The following is a 16,360-nucleotide window of genomic DNA, read 5'->3' as shown; positions in this document are numbered from 1 at the left end:
CGGCCAGCCGCGACCGCGACCGCGGCGCCGCCCGCAGCGGCGTACCGGTCCAGTCACAGGATCTGGCGCTGTTCCAGGCCCTGCGTGGACTGCGCGCGGAACTGGCCAAGGAGCAGAACGTGCCGGCGTTTGTGATCTTCCATGACAGCACTCTGCGCAACATCGCCGAGCAGCGGCCCACCAGCGTCGCCGAACTGGCACGGGTCGGCGGCATCGGCGGCAGCAAGCTGGCCCGTTATGGCGAGCGACTGGTTGAAATCGTGCGCGAGCAGGGCTGAAGCGGCAGCGCAGTTCCTGCGCCGCAGCTCACTCCTCGCGTGGCGCCTGGCCGCGCTGTGCAAGCAGCATCAGCCCTTCCCCCTTGCGCCGGTACGGTGCCGTATCCAGCAACAGCCGTCTGAACACCGGCAACGCCTGCTGCAACTCCTGCAGCGCCAGATGCCGATGCCCCAACCGCAGCAGGACCTCCGCCAATGCCATCCGGCACTGCGCGGTCTCCGGTTTGTCATCGCCATACAGCGACCGGGCGTACTCCAGCGCGGTACGCCGCAATGCTAGCGCCGCTGCACCTTCGCCACGGTGCTCGGCCAGATCGGCGCGTACCTTCAACAGCGGCAGCTCGAAGCCGGAAGGCATCCGTGCCGGCAACTCGTCCAGCAAGGCCTGCGCGGTCGCAAGCTCGTTCTGGAGAATGTGCCAGCGGATCAGATCCAACCGGGCCTGCACCCGCCCGGGCGCGTCCACCGGCAGCGTCGCCGCCAGACCGGCATCGGCATGCAGCAGCAGCTTGCCCGCCTCTTCGCTACGCCCGCTGCGCATCAGAAACTGCCCCAGGCCACTCTGCGCACGCAGGGTGGTGGGCGACTGGCTCCCCAGCTTCTGGCTGCGCAGTGTCCATGCCTGCCGGTAGAGCCGCTCGGCCTGCACCACATCGCCACGCAGATCGTGCAGGAGGGCGTAGTTGAACAGGCCCATCGAATACTCGACCGAATCGGCGCCATCCAGCACCGCACTCAGGCGCTGCCGCAGCTTGTACTGCACCTCGGCGGCGGCGTAGTTGCCCGCGTCCCGGTACAGATCGGCCAGCGCGTCATGCTGCATCAGTACGAAGCTGCTTTGGTCTCCATACAGCTCTGTGGCGCGATGCATTCCCGATTGCAGCAATGGAAGCGCCTGATCGAATCTGCCCTGCTCCCGGAGGATCTGCGCCAGTCGCATTTCCGTGGCCAATGTCAGGCTGGTACGGCGGCCATGCCGCCCGGCCAGGACCTGGCGGAACGCCACTTCAGCCGCCGCCTGGCGGCCATGACGCAGGTACATGATGCCCTTGTTGTAGGTCAATTCAGGCAGCAGCACCTCGGCATGCGCGTTCGGAAGTGTTTCATACAGCTGCCGGGCCTGGTCGAACAGCGCCTCGGCCTTGTCGAACTGTTGCTGATTGGTATGCGCCAAGGCCTTGGCGGCGTACAGCTGTGCCACGACTTCAGGCGCATTGTGTCGGGCAAGCAACGCCAAGCCACGATCGGCCAGCGCCAGCCCTTCGATCCCGTTGCCCTGGCGTGTCTTGTGGATGGAAAGACTCGCCAGCGCTGATGCCGCATCCACCGGACGATCCACATCCTCGCGCAAAAAGCCCTCATACGCCTGCCGCAACAGGCGCTCGGCCTGGGAGGAGACGCCGGAGTTCTGATAGGCAATACCGAGCACGGCGCGCATCCGCGCCTGCTGGGCAGGCACGCCGTCCAGATCGCGTGACACCTGCAACGCCGCGCGATCAAGCAGCTGCCTGGAGGTCAGCTCCTCCTCGCCGCGCTCGGTGCGCAGGAATGGATCCGCGGTTTCGAACACGCCTACCATGAAATCCGTCAACTGCTTTGCAATGGCCGCATCCTCTTGCGCCTGCTGGCGGGTGCGGACCAGGCCGGTGACGAACGCCCCCATCACCACCAGCGCCGCCGAGCCCAGAGCGATTGCCCGCCAGTTGCGCCGCGCTCCACGCTTCAACTCGTACAGGCGGCCGCCTTGCCGCGCCGCCACCGGACGCCACTCCAGATACCGGCGGATATCGGCGCTAAGCGCCTCCACCGAACGGTACCGTTGCGCGACCATGCCTGCACAGGCGCGCCTGACGATCGCGTCCAGGTCCCCCCTCAGCTGCCGCCGCCAGCGCAACGTTTCGGGCGCATGATCGCTGGGCAGAATCATCGGCACATCGATGTCCTGCGGCTCACGCACACAGGTACGTGCCGCGACCAGCTCCAGCAGCATCACCCCGAGACTGTAGACATCGCTGGCCGCTCCCACATGCGCGCCGCGCATCAACTCGGGGCTGGCATAGCTCGGCGTGCAGTAGCCGGAGTCCTCTTTCGCGCGCGCATCATTGAGCACCCGGGCCAGACCGAAATCCAGCAGAACCGGCTGTCCTCCGGGTGCCACAAGGACATTGCTGGGCTTGAGATCACAGTGCAGAACCAACCGCTCATGCGCCGACTGCACCACGGAACAGATATCCAGGAACAGCCGCAAGCGCTGGGGAAGATCCAGCTTGTGCATCTCGCAGTAGCGATCCAGCGGCAGACCGTCGATGTACTCCATGACCAGATAGGGATGGCCATCGGGCGTCGTACCACCGTCGTAAAGCCGCGCCACCTGGGGCAACTGCAGATCGGCGAGCACCTGTCGCTCTGCCGCCAGCCGTTCCACCTCGATGGTCCCCGGCAAGCCATGAAGCAGCTTGATCGCAACGGTACGCTGGTAGACCCCGTCCGCCCGCTCTGCCTTGAACACGGTGCCCATGCCACCTTTGGCAATCCGCTCGGTCAGCCGCCACGGCCCCAGACGCTCGCCCACACCGAACTCCGGCGCGAGGGCTTGTGCAAGTGCCGTATCCAGCCTGCTGGCAACCCGGCTCAAACCCACGGTCTGCGCCCGCAGTAACTGGAACACCTCTTCGACAATGCCGGCATCGTCACAGCGTTGCATCAGCGTCGCCCGCCACTGGTCCCGCGGAAGATCGCAGACCGCCTCGAACAGGTCGCGCACCTCCCGCCAACGCTGAGCATTCATCGGCAGCCCCCCCCCTTTGCCAGACGCCTCACAGCAACTGGCGATTCAACCATGCCCGGGCAAACCGCAGATCACGATCCACCGTCGGTGCGGAAATGCCCAACACCATGGCGATCTCATCCCGGCTCATGCCACCGAAATAGGTCAGCTCGATGGTGCTCGCCGCACGCGGCTCCAGCTCGGAAAGCTGGTTCAACGCCTGATGCAGCGCCAGCACCTCGTAGCCGATGCCATTGTCATCCGCGGCTCCTTCGGCATGGGACAGGGTGAGTTGCTCGGCATTGCCGCCACGCTTTTCCGCCGACCGCGCGCGCAGGTGATCCACCAGTACCGAGCGCATTTTCAGCGCCGCCACCGCGATGAAATGGGTACGATCATGGTAGTCGGCCTGCGTCCCCAGCAAGCGCAGCAGGGACTCGTTGACCAGCGCCGCCGGCTGCAACGTTCCTGCAGTATGGTTGGCCAGCCGATTGCGGGCGACAAGCATCAAATCGGCATACAGCGCATCGAACAGGTGCTCACGCGCCTGCAGGTCTCCCTGCTGCCACCGGTGCAGCAATTGCGTGATCTGGTTGCTCAACGAACGTCCCGGTACACAGATGTGATGCCCTGATGGTAGAGCGCACATCTGATACTGCCAACCGCCTGTGCCTGGCCGGCCGGCTCGCAGAGGCCACAAAAAAGGCCCCGGATCGCTCCGGGGCCTTTTTGAAAACTGGTGGGCCGTGATGGATTCGAACCATCGACCAAAAGATTAAAAGTCTTCTGCTCTACCAACTGAGCTAACGGCCCAAACAAACAGCATGCGCCGTTTGCCGGGTGCGCATTCTACCGCAGAAATACCGAAAACAGGAAGTCAGACGTAATGCGTCGGGTCCGCCAGGCCCGCTGCAGCGAAGCCGTCGGCGCGAAGCCGGCAGGCATCGCAATGGCCACACGCCCTGCCCTCCGTATCGGCCTGGTAGCACGACACGGTGAGGCCGAAGTCGACGCCAAGGCGCTGTCCTTCGCTGGCGATCTGCGCCTTGCTCAGGTGCTGCAACGGTGCATGGACGCGGATACCCGCGCCCTCCACACCCGCCTTGGTCGCCAGATTGGCAAGCGCTTGGAAGGCGGCAATGAATTCGGGTCGGCAATCCGGATAACCGGAGTAGTCCACCGCATTCACGCCGCAGAAAATATCATTGGCGCCCAGCACCTCGGCCCAGCCGAGCGCCAGCGACAGCATGATGGTGTTGCGGGCCGGCACGTAGGTGACGGGGATACCGGCGCCGCCGGCTTCGGGCACAGCGATATCATCGGTCAACGCCGAGCCGCCGAGCTGCGCAGATCCACGTCGACCACCTTGTGCCCAGCCACGCCCAGGGCCGCCGCGACACGTGCCGCGGCATCCAGCTCGGAGGTGTGGCGCTGGCCATAACGCACGCTCAGCGCGTAGACCTGATAGCCCTGCTCCTGGGCAATGGCGATGACGGCGGCAGAATCCATGCCGCCCGAGAGAAGCACAACAGCCTTCTTCATGGGGATCGTCCGGTTGGGGAGGGAATGCCAGCACGCTGTCCCGCGCCGGATTTTTGAAATATCGGATCAACAATCAAAGCGCGGATGAAATCCCGCATCCGCTTGCGCGTACGCGGCTCAGCGGCCGGGGGCGTCATTCCACAGCAATTTGTGCAGCTGCATCTGGAACCGCACCGGCAAGCGGTCAGCGACGATCCAATCGGCCAGCTCACGGGCGCTGACCTGCGACTTGCTGGGCGAAAACAGGACCATGCAACGCCCGGGCAGGTCATGCTCGACCAGCATCGACTTGGCCCAGTCGTAGTCGGCGCGACTGCAGATCACGAACTTGAGCTGATCGCGCGCCGTCAACAACGGAATGTTCTCAAGCCGGTTGCGCGCCATTTCCGCCGAATCCGGGGTTTTCAGGTCGACCACGCGCGACACGCGCGGATCCACCTCGGCAATGTCCAAGGCGCCGGAAGTCTCCAGCGAGACCTCCAGACCTGCATCGCACAACTTCTGCAGCAGGATCACGCAGCGCTTCTGCGCCAACGGCTCTCCCCCGGTCACGCAGACATGCCGCACGCCCTGCCGGAGCACCTCGTCGACAATCGCGTCGATGTCCCACCAAGTGCCGCCATGGAACGCATATTCGGTATCGCAGTACTGGCAACGCAGTGGGCAGCCGGTCAGGCGCACGAACACCGTTGGCCAGCCGACGCTATCGGCCTCGCCCTGCAGGGACAGGAAAATTTCGGTGATCTTCAGTCGCGGCAATGGCGACTGCACGATCTCGCTGGGGACAGCGGCACTGGGAGAATTCATAGTCACATCAGCCGCACCGACGGGTGCGGCATCACCTCAACGCAGCTGCCGGCCAAGCCGGATCGACTGCAGTCGATCCTGGGCGGTACGGGCCGCATCACTGCCGGGAAAACGGGATACCACCTGCTCCAGGGTCTGCTGCGCCAACGCGGCATCGCCCTCCCCCAGCTGCGACAGGCCAAGCTTCAGCAAACCGCCAGCGGCCTTGTCATGGGTGGGATAGCGGGCGACGAGATCACTGAACTGCGTCTCGGCCATCTTGAAATTGCGGGTGGCGTAATAACTTTCGCCGAGCCAGTACAACGCATTGGGCGTGTAGGCGGCATTGGGATACAGCTCGAGGAAGCTCTGGAACAGCTGCGCCGAATCGGCATAGTTGCCTGCTTTCAACGCATCGAACGCGACGTTGTAGGCGGCGCGCTCGTCACCGACCGAGGCCAGCGCACCGGCGTCACCACGCACCGTGGGCGGACGTTCCGCAGCAGCCGCTGTCGGCTTTGCGGCCGCAGCGGCGGGCGTCACTGCGCCAGTGGCTGGAGCTGCCGGAGCGCCAACACCGCCCTCAAGACGGTTGAGACGACTATCCAGGTCCAGATACTGATCGCGATTGCGCTGCTTCAGCTGTTCATTTTCATGCTGGAGCTGTTCGATCGTGCCTTGCAGCGACTGCAGCTCGGTACGCAACTGCTGCAGCTGGTTGAGCATGTCGGTATTGGCCTGGCTGTTGTTGACCTGCTGCTCGAGCACGCCAACGCGATCGGCCAGACTCTGCCGCTGTGCATACGCGGGTGCGGCAGCCGAAACGGCTGCCGCGACCGCGAGCATCAGTGTGATGCCGATACGCATCGATTACTGCGCGGTGTAGACGATTTCGACGCGACGGTTCTGCGACCAGCAGGACTCGTTCGACTCGGTGCACACCGGACGCTCTTCACCGTAGGACACGACGGTCAGCTGCGAAGCCGAGCCACCGTTGGCCTGCAGCGCGGAGTTCACGCCGTTGCCACGACGCTCGCCCAGAGCCTGGTTGTACGCGCGCGAACCACGCTCGTCGGTGTGGCCCTGCAGGGTGATGCGCGAGGACGGACGGTCACGCAGATACTTGGCGTGGCAGGCCATGATGGCCTGGAATTCCGGCTTGACCGAATCCTGATCCAGGTCGAAGTAGACCACGCGCTGGCGCAGGCAGGCGTCGGTATCCAAGTCGCCCGGGCCATACAGACCCGAGGTGGACGGAGCCGGTGCCGGAGCGGTCGGGGTGGTATCGACCGGAGCAGCAGGCTGTTCCTTGACCTTCTTGGAGCAACCGGCCAGCGCGGCCACGGACAACAGCGAAACGAGCAAAACGCGAGTGGACTTATTCATGGCGATAACTCAAGCTCCTAAGCCGGTGTTGGGGTTTAATGCAACTGCGATATTAACATTTTATCAACGCGCGGCACGGTAGGGGCCCCACGAAGGTTCCCTGACATCACCATCCGCCAAAACCAGTCGCTGGCGCACCCGCGCATCCGCCGACACGGCATACAGCACACCACGGCCACCTTCGCGGGCGGCGTACAGCACCATGCTTGCATTCGGGGCGAAACTGGGAGACTCATCCAGCGATCCCGGTGACAGCGTGCTCCAGCGGGGAGACCCCAGGCTGCTGTCCATCATCGCGATCTTATACGTATTGCCGCTGCCTTGCGCCATGACGATCTTCTTGCCGTCAAATGAAACGCTGGGGGTGGCGTTGTAGTTGCCCTGGAACGTCACACGGCTGGCGCTGCCGCCACTGGCCGGGACCTGGTAGATCTGCGGACGACCGCCCCGGTCGGAGGTGAAATAGATCGAGCCGCCATCCGCCGCCCAGGTCGGCTCGGTGTCGATACCGAAGTGGTTCGTCAGCTGGGTGAGCTGCTTGCTGCCCAGATCCATCACATAGATTTCCGGATTGCCGCTGCGCGACAGGGACAGCGCCAGCCGGCGGCCGTCCGGGGAAAACGACGGGGCACTGTTGATGCCACGGAAGCTGGTCAGCAGCTCGCGCGCGCCGGTGGAAATGTCCTGGATGTAGATGGAGGAATTTCCACGTTCGAAGCTGACATAGGCCAGCTTGCGGCCATCCGGGCTCCAGTTGGGTGACAGTAGCGGTTCGGCCGAACGCACGATGGTCTGCGGATTGAAGCCATCGGAGTCGGCCACCATCAGCGCATAGCGCATGTTGGCGCCCTTGCCGCTGGCGGTGATGTAGGCGATACGCGTCCAGAACGCGCCGCGGACACCGGTGATCTTCTCGTAGATCGCATCGGCCATCTGATGGGCGACATCACGCATCGCGTTGGAGCGTGCGGTCATCGCCAGACCCAGCATGCGCTCGCCCTTGGCGACATCGAACAGCTCGTACTCCACCCGATAGGCACCGGCGCCGGCATCGAGCACACGCCCCACCACCAGGTAGTCCTGCTTGAGCGCGCGCCAGGTCGGGTACTGCACCTCGCTGCCGCGGGTCGGACGCTCGACAATCTGCGCCTCGGGCAGACTGCGGAACTGGCCGGAGCGCTCCAGATCGGCGCGCACCACCGCCGCGACATCGGTCTGCGGCGCGACCGAGCCCTGATACGGCATCGGCACGACAGTGATCGGCATTGCCGATGCATTGCCACCGATGATGTCGATTTCCAAGCCCTTCTGCTGCGCCATCGCCGCAAGCGGCAACAGCAGGACAGCGAGGGCAACCAGCCAGCGATGCATTTTCTTCATGGGAGGCTCAACGGTACGGATCAAGTCAAAGAGGGATAGCAGCACGCGGATGAACAGTTTCGCAATTGTGAACGAACACCCTGTGAAATTCCGCCAACTGCGGAAAACGGAGTCCACTACCATGGCTTCTTGTGCAATCAGAGCAAGTGGCTACCGCGACCTGCCCTGCGCTCAGCGATCCTGCGCCTCGAAATTGAAATTGAGGTTGCGCTGGAACACCGATTCGAATCCGCGATAGGGCAGCGGCTGGGCGCGCCGCACCGCGGCCTCCACCGAACGCCTGCCGGCCTCGTCATAGGGACAGCCCGGTGCGAATTCGACATCCATCACCTCTCCCCCGGGCAGCTGACGGATGGTGAGGCGGCAGCGCTGGCCTCGCGGGATGGAATCCGGGCGTATCCACTGGTTGAGTACCGCCTGCTGGATCGCTGCCGCATATTTGGCAGTGAGATCCGTGCTGGTACCCCCCTGCCCGGGCGCGGGCGATGTCGGCCCGGCACTTCCGGTACTGCTGGACGATGCAGCCTGGGCTTTGGCGCGCGCATCGGCCACCTGGCGCAGACGCTGTTCGGCGAGCTTGGCCTCGCGCTCGGCCTGCTCCCGCTTGCGGCGGATCTCGGCGATCTTCTGCTGCCGCTCCTGCTCGGCCTTGGCCTTGGCCTCGTTGGCCTGACGCTGCTGGTCGGCCAGCTTCTTCTGGCGGTCGGCTTCTTCCTGCTGCTTGGCCAGCCTCAGCTTCTGCTCGGCCTCCTCCACGCGCTTGCGCTCGGTCAGATCGATCTGCTCCTGGCGGCGCTTGGCCTCCTGCTCCTGCCGGGCCTTCTCCTGCGAGATCGCCAGTGCACTGACGCGCTCCTGGTCCACGGTATCGGGCTGGGCGATGCGTTCTTGTGCATTGTGCTGCTGCGGAGTCGGCGCATCCTGCGGGCGCGGCTCGGGAATCGGCTGCGGCGGGGGCACGGTGTCTTCGGGCACCGGTTCGGGCTGCACGTCCTCCACCGGCTCGGGCAGGTCGGGCAGCTTTTCCGAAGCGCGCAGGGCCTGCCGCGCGGCCGAGGCTTCAGCCGCTGACAACTCCAGGCTGGCCTCCACCGCCGGGCTCCCGGCAGCGGCGTCGGTCGAGCGCGAAGGCGACCAGACCCAGGCGATGATAAAAATCGCCGCAACCAGCAGATGCACCAGCAAGGCCAGTACGACCGGCAGGCCCCACTCGCTGTTGGAATCGCGCGGCGGCGGCAAAGCGTCAGCGTGCATCGGTCGCCAGACCCACCTTCTCGATCTTCGCGGCCTTGATCACGTCCATCGCCGCGACGACCTTCTCATAGGTCACGGTCTTGTCGGCGGCGACGATCACGCGCAGATCCTTGTCCTGCGAGGCCAACGCGCCCAGCTGCGCCTGCAGCACACCAGCCTCCATGGCTTGCGGGTCCTTGGCTTCGGGCAGCTTGAGGCTGAGCTGGCCATCGGCACGCACCGAGACGATCACCGGATCCTGCCGGCTTTCCAGCGCCTTGGCGGTGGAACTGGGCAGATCGACTTCGAAACTGAGCGTCAGCAGCGGCGCGGTCACCATGAAGATGATCAGCAGCACCAACATCACGTCGATGTACGGCACGACGTTGATCTCGGACTTGAGCTTGCGGCGCTTGCGGCGGGGTATGGCGGCGGTCATGTTCTGGGCTCCTGCGGTCAGAGGAAAGCGCGGAGGCGCTTACTCGTCAGCGCCGCTCTGGCGCTGCAGGATGGAGCTGAACTCTTCGGCGAAGGTTTCATAACGCACCGACAGGCGCTCCACGCGGGTTGTGAAACGGTTGTAGGCCCACACTGCCGGGATGGCCACGAACAGGCCGATGGCGGTGGCGAACAGCGCTTCGGAGATGCCGGGCGCGACCGAGGCGATGCCGGCCTGCTCACCGCTGCTGATCATGTCGTGCATGGTCACCATGATGCCGAACACGGTACCGACCAGGCCCACATAAGGGGCGGTTGAACCGATATTGGCCAGCAGCTCCAGGTTGCGCTCCAGCCCGTCCACTTCACGGGCATAGGCGGTGCGCATGGCGCGCTGCGCGCCTTCCAGCTGGCTGCGGCCGTCCAGGCCGCGACGGTTCTGCATCCGGGTGTATTCCCGGAAACCGGATTCGAAGATCGCTTCCAGCCCGTCCACCGACCGGTTGCGATCAGTCGCCGCCGAATAAAGTTTGCCCAGATCGGCCCCCGACCAGAAGCGGTTCTCGAAATCGTTGGCCTCGCGATCGGCGGCCTTGAACACGCGTGCCTTGCGGAAAATGATCACCCAGCTGATGAACGAACCGGCCAGCAGCAGCAGCACGATCAGCTTGACCGGGATACTGGCCTTGATCATCAGATCCAGATAGTTGATGCCGCCGCCATGGCTGGCCTGGGCAACGGTCTGCGCAGCTGCGGCGCTGACATCGGCCGGCAGGGCCTCGGTCACGGTGGCCTGCAGGGCCAGAAGCAAAGCGATCATCCGGTCTTCCTCAGTATTGCTTAAGCGGTTTGTGTTTGAAGGGGTTTGAGCGTTGCGTACAGCGTTTCATCAATGGGCTGCGGACGGAAATCCGCGGCGCTGACGGCGGCAAGCCGGACCTCGGCACTGACCAGCAGCTGGTCCTCTCGCATCACCGCCTGCGTCATCAGCAGACTGGCCCGCCGGCATTGCACCAGTTCCACCGTGGTGGTCAGCGCATCATCCAGCCTGGCCGGTTTCAGGAAATCCAGCTTCATGGCACGGACCACAAACACCTGCCCGCCCCCATTGCGCATGGCTTCCTGCCCATAACCCAGCGCGCGCATCCATTCGGTGCGGGCGCGTTCCATGAACGCCACATAGCGTGCGTGGTAGACCACACCACCTGCGTCGGTATCTTCCCAGTAAATGCGTGTCGGCCAACTGAACCGGGCCTCAATCGTCATCACGCTGCTCCACAAACAGATCCACCGGTGCCGGCGCGGCCTTGGGCTTCAGCCCCATGTGGCGATAGGCCTTGTGCGTAGCCATCCGCCCACGCGCGGTACGCACCAGAAAACCCTGCTGGATCAGATAGGGCTCGACCACGTCTTCGAGCGTACCGCGCTCTTCCGACAGGGCGGCGGCCAGCGATTCGATCCCGACCGGGCCGCCGTCGAAATACTCGACCATAGTACGCAGCAGGCGCCGGTCCAGCTCATCGAAGCCTTCCGGGTCGACCTTGAGCATCTGCATGGCGGCCTGCGCGACGTTCTGGTCGATATGCCCACTGGCCTTGACCTGCGCATAGTCGCGCACGCGGCGCAGCAGGCGGTTGGCGATGCGCGGGGTGCCGCGCGAACGGCGCGCGATCTCGCCGGCGCCTTCGGCGCTGCAATCGATCCCGAGGATGGCGGCCGAGCGCCGGACGATACGGGTCAGCTCGTCGGCCGAATAGAACTCCAGCCGCTGCACAATGCCAAAGCGGTCACGCAGTGGCGCGGTCAACAACCCGGCCCGGGTGGTGGCGCCGATCAGGGTGAACGGAGGCAGATCCAGCTTGATCGAACGCGCCGCCGGGCCCTCCCCGATCATGATGTCGATCTGGAAATCCTCCATCGCCGGATACAGCACTTCCTCGACCACGGGCGAGAGGCGATGGATCTCATCGATGAACAACACATCGTGCGGCTGCAGGTTGGTCAGCAGCGCGGCCAGGTCGCCGGCTTTCTCGATCACCGGGCCGGAGGTGACCCGCAGCGCCACGCCCAGTTCGTTGGCGATGACGTGGCTGAGGGTGGTCTTGCCCAGCCCCGGCGGGCCGAAGATCAGCACATGGTCCAGCGCCTCGCCACGCGATTTTGTCGCCTGGATGTAGATATCCAGCTGCTCACGCACGGGCGCCTGGCCGAGATAGTCGGCCAGGGTGCGCGGACGGATGCTGGCATCGGCCACCTCGTCCTCGCGGGTGGCGCCGGCGCCGATGATGCGATGATCAGTCATCGCGCAATTATGCGCCAAGCGCGCGGCAAGTTACGGGCATACGGGCTAGATCTCCACCTGCGCACCCAGCTCGACCAGACGGTTGCCCGGAATCCGGAAGAAGCCGGTGGCCGGGGCCGCGTTGCGATGCATGAACGCAAACAGCTTGTCACGCCAGATCGGCATGCCGCGATTGGCGCTGGCGACGATGGTTTCGCGGCTGGCGAAGAACGTGGTCTCCATCGGATCGAAATAGATGCCGCCGTGGTCGCACGAGCGCATCAGCGCCAGCGGGACGTCCGGCGTTTCCATGAAACCGTAGCGCACCTGGATGCGATAGAACTCGTCCCCCACCGAATCGATCTTCAGTCGCTGCGCATCGGCCGCATACGGCACCGGTAGGGTTTCCACGTGGAGGAACACATTGCGCTCGTGCAGCACCTTGTTGTGCTTGAGGTTGTGCATCAGCGCGTGCGGCACCACCGCCGGATCGGCCGTCAGGAATATCGCCGTGCCCGGTACACGCACCGGCGGTGCCAGCATCAGCCCGGGCAGGAAGGTATCGATGCGGATACCGTCCTTGCGGATCTCATCGCGCAGCAGTTCGCGACCACGCCGCCAGGTGCGCATCATCGTGAACAGGGCCACCCCCAGCACGACCGGGAACCACGCCCCCTGCAGCAGCTTGGCGCCGTTGGCGATCACGAACCCCAGGTCGATGACGAAGAAAACCACGCACAGCGCGACGATGGCATGCCGCGCCCTGGGCCACAGCGCACGCGCCACCAGCGCCAGCAGCAGGGTGTCGATCAGCATCGTGGCCGACACCGAAATGCCGTATGCCACAGCCAGATTGCTGGAACTGCGGAACGCCAGCACCAGCCCGAACACCATCACCGCCAAGCCCCAGTTGATGCCCGGGATGTAGATCTGGCCGATGGTGTCGTGCGAGGTATGCAGGATGCGCATGCGCGGGATGTAACCCAGCTGTATGGCCTGACGGGACACCGAGAATGCGCCGGTGATCACCGACTGGCTGGCGATCACCGCCGCCATCGTCGCCAGGATGATCATCGGGTACAGCGCCCATTGCGGCACGGCTTCGAAGAACGGATTGGACACCGCATCCGGCCGCTGCAGCACCAGCGCGCCCTGGCCCAGATAGTTCAGCACCAGACACGGCAGTACGAAGAAGTACCAGGCATGGCGGATCGGCGGCGCGCCGAAGTGGCCCATGTCCGCATACAGCGCCTCGCCACCGGTCACCGCCAGCACCACCGCACCAAGGATGAAGATGCCGTGCCAGCCATGCTCCAGGAAGAAGCGCGCGCCCCACAGGGGATTGAAGGCCTTGAGCACTTCCGGGGCACTGATCACGTTCCAGATGCCGATCGCCGCCAGCGACAGGAACCAGATCGTCATCACCGGTCCGAACACCTTGCCGACCTTCTCGGTACCGAAACGCTGCGCGGCGAACACCGCGGCCAGCACCACCAGGGTGATCGGCACAACGAAATGGCCCAGTCCGGGCGCTGCGACCTCCAGGCCCTCCACTGCGCCCAGCACCGAGATGGCCGGGGTGATCACCCCATCACCGAAGAACAGCGAAGCGCCGAAAATACCGAGAATGCCCACCACATAGGCCGAGCGCGAGCCGTTGCGCAGCGTGCGCTGGGCCAGCGCCATCAACGCCATGATGCCGCCCTCGCCATCGTTGTCGGCGCGCATGATGATGGTCACGTACTTGAGCGTGACCACCATGTTCAGCGCCCAGAACGCCAGTGACAGCACCCCCAGTACGGTGTCGTGGTCGCTGGTCAGCCCGTAGTGCGGCGAGAACGCCTCCTTCAGGGTGTACAGCGGACTGGTGCCGATGTCGCCGAACACCACGCCGATGGCGCCGATGACCAGCGCCAGACCACCAGCGGTACCGTGGCCGGAATGTGGCGCGGAAGAATCAGACTGCGGGGAAACGTGGGACATGGAAGTCTCGATTGACGTCATACAGCCGGATGGGCACCGCGCCTCAGCGCAGCGCCGATTGCAGCGCCTTGCGGATGACGGTGGCGACATCGTCGCCCTCGCCGCCGGCATCGCGCGCCATCTTGGCCGCCTCGGCCGGTTTATAGCCCAGTTGCTGCAAGGCCACTGTCGCCTCGGACACCGGATCGGCCCCGAGCTGTCCGGCGATGGGCGCACCGCCGCCGGTGAAATTGGCCGCGCGATCACGCAGCTCCACCACCATACGCTCGGCGGTCTTCTTGCCGATGCCCGGAATACGGGTCAACGCAGCGACATCGCCGGTCTGGATCAGCCGCCCGAACTCGTCGACGCTGACCCCGGAAAGCACCGCCAGCGCGATTTTCGCGCCGATGCCCGACACCTTCTGCACATCACGGAACAGGCGGCGCTCGCCTTCGCGCAGGAAGCCGTACAGCGACACGCTGTCTTCCTTCTGCGCGTAATGGGTGAACAGGATCACCTCGCGGCCGACATCGGGCAGGTCGTAGAACGTGCTCATGGGCGCCTCCAGCTCGTAGCCGACGCCATTGACGTCGATCACCAGCCACGGCGGGGCTTTGTACGCGAGGATGCCGCGCAGGCGTCCGATCATGCCAAGTTCCTCATTTGCGACTCCAGGCCTGGCGCACATCCACGCCCAGCCGGTTGGCCGTGGCGCGCACATGCGCGTGGGTGATGGCGACGGCCAGCGCATCGGCGGCATCCGCCTGCAGCTTGCCCTTCAGGTTCAACATCAGGCCCACCATATGCTGGACCTGTTCTTTCTGCGCGCTGCCGCGCCCGACCACCGCCAGCTTGATCTCGGTGGCCGCGTATTCGCTGACCTGCAGATCCCGCATCACCACCGCACAGATCGCCGCGCCGCGGGCCTGGCCCAGCTTCAACGCCGAATCGGCGTTCTTGGCCATGAACACCTTCTCGATGGCCACTTCCTGCGGCCGGTATTCCTCGATCAGGGCATGCAGGCCATCGGCCAGCCGCTTGAGCCGCAACGCAAAGCCATCGGCGCCCAGCAGCACCAGCGGGGCATGGTAGACGTGGCTGGCACGGCCGCTGGCATCGATATCGATAATGCCGACACCGGTGCGTTGCGAGCCCGGGTCGATGCCGAGGATGCGGGTCATTGGAGGGTCTGCCTGGATTGGGACGGCGGCCATGATCCGCCACCGCCGTCTCAATCAGTAGGACGGGAACGGCCGGTCAGGCCCGCTCGAGGCTGGCCTGATCGACGTTGGAATACACGTCCTGCACATCGTCCAGGTCTTCAAGCATGTCCAGCAGCTTCTTGACCTGCACAGCGGTGTCGGCATCCACGGCGATGTCGTTGTCGGCGCGGAAGGTGATTTCGGCATGGTCCGGCGTCAGCGCCGCCGCCTCCATCGCCGCCTTCACCCCCAGGAACGATTCCGGGGCGGTGATCACATCGATCGCGCCATCTTCCGGATAGACTGCGATGTCATCTGCACCGGCCTCGATCGCGGCCTCGGTGATTTTTTCCTCATCGGCGCCGGGCGCGTAAGCCAGCACGCCAAGGCGCTTGAACATGAAAGCCACCGAGCCCTCGGTGCCCATATTGCCGCCGCACTTGCTGAAGGCATGGCGCACATCGGCCACGGTACGCACACGGTTGTCGGTCAGGCAGTCCACGATCACCGCCACGCCGCCCGGGGCATAGCCTTCGTAGCGGATTTCCTCATATTCAACGCCTTCCAGCTCGCCGGTCGCCTTCTTGATCGCGCGCTCGATCACGTCCTTGGACATGTTCGCCGACAGCGCCTTGTCGATGGCTGTACGCAACCGCGGGTTGTTGTTGGGGTCGCCTCCACCACCGCGTGCGGCCACGCTGATCTCACGGATGATCTTGGTGAAAATCTTGCCGCGCTTCGCGTCAGACGCGTTTTTGCGGCCTTCGATGGAAGGACCTCTACCCATGGGAATACCGTACATCTGTCAGGAACAGGGCGTGAATTCTACCCGATCGCCGCGCCGGCACCTGTCACGCCACCCGTCGTCCCCGATCACGGTCAAACCGCCCTTCACGCAGGAACGCCGCGGTCTGCCGCGCCACCTCCGGCGACAGCACCAGCCCGCTGTGGCTGACCGGCACCACACAATGGTCGGCCAATCCCTGCAGACGGGTCTCGGCCAGCGCCACGGTGCCATCGGAATCGGCATGCACCGCGCCCAGCAGGCTCCCAAGCCGTGCGGCACCGAGCCGGCCACCAGCCCCACCTCGGCCCGGCCCTG

At 64.8% G+C, this 16,360-nt stretch carries 16 protein-coding genes, 1 tRNA gene and 2 pseudogenes; 1 reads left to right on the top strand and 18 read right to left on the bottom strand.

Annotated features, from left to right (window positions below):
• The coding region (locus JCM9942_RS03275) for an HRDC domain-containing protein (RefSeq protein WP_172675032.1) at positions 1-278 on the top strand (278 nt) is incomplete at its 5' end.
• A gap of 28 nt (positions 279-306) precedes the next feature.
• Here JCM9942_RS03275 and JCM9942_RS03270 read toward each other — a convergent pair.
• From JCM9942_RS03270 to JCM9942_RS03185, 18 genes and pseudogenes are all read right to left on the bottom strand, one after another.
• On the bottom strand, positions 307-3,066 hold the full coding sequence (locus JCM9942_RS03270) for a serine/threonine-protein kinase (RefSeq protein ID WP_054657605.1): 2,760 nt from the start codon (positions 3,064-3,066) through the stop codon (positions 307-309).
• A 28-nt stretch (positions 3,067-3,094) separates the two neighbouring features.
• Positions 3,095-3,646 (bottom strand): ECF-type sigma factor, encoded by a 552-nt coding sequence (locus JCM9942_RS03265; protein ID WP_054657602.1) that lies wholly within the window; start codon positions 3,644-3,646, stop codon positions 3,095-3,097.
• Positions 3,647-3,782: 136 nt separating this feature from the next.
• Positions 3,783-3,858: transfer RNA gene (locus JCM9942_RS03260), tRNA-Lys, on the bottom strand.
• 64 nt (positions 3,859-3,922) lie between these two features.
• A pseudogene (queC, locus tag JCM9942_RS03255) lies at positions 3,923-4,587 on the bottom strand (7-cyano-7-deazaguanine synthase QueC).
• 117 nt (positions 4,588-4,704) lie between these two features.
• Positions 4,705-5,394: a 7-carboxy-7-deazaguanine synthase QueE gene (gene queE, locus JCM9942_RS03250; RefSeq protein ID WP_054657600.1), complete on the bottom strand. Its 690-nt coding sequence runs from the start codon at positions 5,392-5,394 to the stop codon at positions 4,705-4,707.
• A gap of 36 nt (positions 5,395-5,430) precedes the next feature.
• A complete protein-coding gene (gene ybgF, locus JCM9942_RS03245; RefSeq protein WP_054657598.1) occupies positions 5,431-6,240 on the bottom strand; it encodes a tol-pal system protein YbgF in 810 nt (269 codons plus the stop codon).
• 3 nt (positions 6,241-6,243) lie between these two features.
• Entirely contained in the window at positions 6,244-6,759 is a 516-nt protein-coding gene (gene pal / locus JCM9942_RS03240; protein WP_054657596.1) for a peptidoglycan-associated lipoprotein Pal, read from the bottom strand.
• Between the two features lie 63 nt (positions 6,760-6,822).
• The gene (tolB, locus tag JCM9942_RS03235) at positions 6,823-8,139 is read right to left on the bottom strand and encodes a Tol-Pal system beta propeller repeat protein TolB (RefSeq protein WP_054657594.1); all 1,317 of its coding nucleotides are present in this window, start codon (positions 8,137-8,139) and stop codon (positions 6,823-6,825) included.
• A gap of 171 nt (positions 8,140-8,310) precedes the next feature.
• Positions 8,311-9,393, bottom strand: a complete 1,083-nt coding sequence (gene tolA, locus JCM9942_RS03230) for a cell envelope integrity protein TolA (RefSeq protein ID WP_054657592.1) — start codon at positions 9,391-9,393, stop codon at positions 8,311-8,313.
• Positions 9,383-9,811, bottom strand: coding sequence for a protein TolR (gene tolR, locus JCM9942_RS03225; protein ID WP_054657591.1), 429 nt, complete (start codon positions 9,809-9,811; stop codon positions 9,383-9,385). The genes tolA and tolR overlap by 11 nt, the downstream gene beginning before the upstream one ends.
• Before the next feature lie 39 nt (positions 9,812-9,850).
• The gene (gene tolQ, locus JCM9942_RS03220) at positions 9,851-10,630 is read right to left on the bottom strand and encodes a protein TolQ (protein ID WP_054657590.1); all 780 of its coding nucleotides are present in this window, start codon (positions 10,628-10,630) and stop codon (positions 9,851-9,853) included.
• A 20-nt stretch (positions 10,631-10,650) separates the two neighbouring features.
• The gene (gene ybgC, locus JCM9942_RS03215; protein WP_054657588.1) at positions 10,651-11,076 is read right to left on the bottom strand and encodes a tol-pal system-associated acyl-CoA thioesterase; all 426 of its coding nucleotides are present in this window, start codon (positions 11,074-11,076) and stop codon (positions 10,651-10,653) included.
• Positions 11,066-12,112, bottom strand: a complete 1,047-nt coding sequence (ruvB, locus tag JCM9942_RS03210) for a Holliday junction branch migration DNA helicase RuvB (RefSeq protein WP_054657585.1) — start codon at positions 12,110-12,112, stop codon at positions 11,066-11,068. The genes ybgC and ruvB overlap by 11 nt, the downstream gene beginning before the upstream one ends.
• Before the next feature lie 45 nt (positions 12,113-12,157).
• Positions 12,158-14,074 (bottom strand): potassium transporter Kup, encoded by a 1,917-nt coding sequence (locus JCM9942_RS03205; protein ID WP_054657583.1) that lies wholly within the window; start codon positions 14,072-14,074, stop codon positions 12,158-12,160.
• A gap of 43 nt (positions 14,075-14,117) precedes the next feature.
• The gene (gene ruvA / locus JCM9942_RS03200; protein ID WP_054657581.1) at positions 14,118-14,705 is read right to left on the bottom strand and encodes a Holliday junction branch migration protein RuvA; all 588 of its coding nucleotides are present in this window, start codon (positions 14,703-14,705) and stop codon (positions 14,118-14,120) included.
• 10 nt (positions 14,706-14,715) lie between these two features.
• Positions 14,716-15,237, bottom strand: a complete 522-nt coding sequence (gene ruvC / locus JCM9942_RS03195; protein WP_054657579.1) for a crossover junction endodeoxyribonuclease RuvC — start codon at positions 15,235-15,237, stop codon at positions 14,716-14,718.
• A gap of 76 nt (positions 15,238-15,313) precedes the next feature.
• Positions 15,314-16,045, bottom strand: a complete 732-nt coding sequence (locus JCM9942_RS03190; RefSeq protein ID WP_054657577.1) for a YebC/PmpR family DNA-binding transcriptional regulator — start codon at positions 16,043-16,045, stop codon at positions 15,314-15,316.
• A 64-nt stretch (positions 16,046-16,109) separates the two neighbouring features.
• Positions 16,110-16,360, bottom strand: a pseudogene (locus tag JCM9942_RS03185) (alpha/beta hydrolase); the annotation flags it as partial.

Origin of the sequence: Stenotrophomonas pictorum JCM 9942, from assembly GCF_001310775.1 — a bacterium.
GTDB lineage: Bacteria > Pseudomonadota > Gammaproteobacteria > Xanthomonadales > Xanthomonadaceae > Stenotrophomonas > Stenotrophomonas pictorum.
The sequence above is the reverse complement of the archived record's forward strand: the minus strand, read 5'-3'. Positions and strand labels throughout refer to the sequence as shown.

What these genes read in the sequence shown, in the direction of transcription:
- JCM9942_RS03270 (WP_054657605.1), bottom strand. Translation starts at nt 3,066, where the DNA reads ATGAATGCTCAGCGTTGGCGGGAGGTGCGCGACCTGTTCGAGGCGGTC.
- queE (WP_054657600.1), bottom strand. Translation starts at nt 5,394, where the DNA reads ATGAATTCTCCCAGTGCCGCTGTCCCCAGCGAGATCGTGCAGTCGCCA.
- ybgF (WP_054657598.1), bottom strand. Translation starts at nt 6,240, where the DNA reads ATGCGTATCGGCATCACACTGATGCTCGCGGTCGCGGCAGCCGTTTCG.
- pal (WP_054657596.1), bottom strand. Translation starts at nt 6,759, where the DNA reads ATGAATAAGTCCACTCGCGTTTTGCTCGTTTCGCTGTTGTCCGTGGCC.
- tolB (WP_054657594.1), bottom strand. Translation starts at nt 8,139, where the DNA reads ATGAAGAAAATGCATCGCTGGCTGGTTGCCCTCGCTGTCCTGCTGTTG.
- tolA (WP_054657592.1), bottom strand. Translation starts at nt 9,393, where the DNA reads ATGCACGCTGACGCTTTGCCGCCGCCGCGCGATTCCAACAGCGAGTGG.
- tolR (WP_054657591.1), bottom strand. Translation starts at nt 9,811, where the DNA reads ATGACCGCCGCCATACCCCGCCGCAAGCGCCGCAAGCTCAAGTCCGAG.
- tolQ (WP_054657590.1), bottom strand. Translation starts at nt 10,630, where the DNA reads ATGATCGCTTTGCTTCTGGCCCTGCAGGCCACCGTGACCGAGGCCCTG.
- ybgC (WP_054657588.1), bottom strand. Translation starts at nt 11,076, where the DNA reads ATGACGATTGAGGCCCGGTTCAGTTGGCCGACACGCATTTACTGGGAA.
- ruvB (WP_054657585.1), bottom strand. Translation starts at nt 12,112, where the DNA reads ATGACTGATCATCGCATCATCGGCGCCGGCGCCACCCGCGAGGACGAG.
- JCM9942_RS03205 (WP_054657583.1), bottom strand. Translation starts at nt 14,074, where the DNA reads ATGTCCCACGTTTCCCCGCAGTCTGATTCTTCCGCGCCACATTCCGGC.
- ruvA (WP_054657581.1), bottom strand. Translation starts at nt 14,705, where the DNA reads ATGATCGGACGCCTGCGCGGCATCCTCGCGTACAAAGCCCCGCCGTGG.
- ruvC (WP_054657579.1), bottom strand. Translation starts at nt 15,237, where the DNA reads ATGACCCGCATCCTCGGCATCGACCCGGGCTCGCAACGCACCGGTGTC.
- JCM9942_RS03190 (WP_054657577.1), bottom strand. Translation starts at nt 16,045, where the DNA reads ATGGGTAGAGGTCCTTCCATCGAAGGCCGCAAAAACGCGTCTGACGCG.